Here is a 315-nt window from a genome sequence, read left to right on the forward strand (position 1 = left end):
CCGTCCGGCAGCACACTCAGCGCAATGATGTTCTCCTTCAAAAAGCCGAGGACACCGTGCATGTTTTGCCAGCTCCACAGCAAATAGGCAGGCACGATTTCCAACACGAAAAACGAGGGCGGTATCCAGAGGCGGAACAGGCCCAGCAGCAAAGCGCTGATCCCGAAACAGATGCCGACAAAAGCGACGGCCACGAGCGGTGCTGCTTTTGGTGCCCTGTCGAACGCAAAAAACACCGACCACATTGAAAGTGCCAAGGATAGGTACAGCACCCATGGCGACGCCCCCAGGATGTAGCGGCCTTGCTGCAGCGCG

At 57.8% G+C, this 315-nt stretch carries 1 protein-coding gene; it reads right to left on the reverse strand.

Going from position 1 to position 315, the window contains the following annotated elements:
* Positions 1 to 315, reverse strand: a 315-nt coding sequence (locus QN413_RS27195; protein ID WP_323499657.1) for a hypothetical protein, incomplete at both ends; no start/stop codon positions are given.

The sequence above is a fragment of the Variovorax sp. LG9.2 genome (assembly GCF_035018885.1).
Lineage (GTDB): Bacteria > Pseudomonadota > Gammaproteobacteria > Burkholderiales > Burkholderiaceae_C > Variovorax.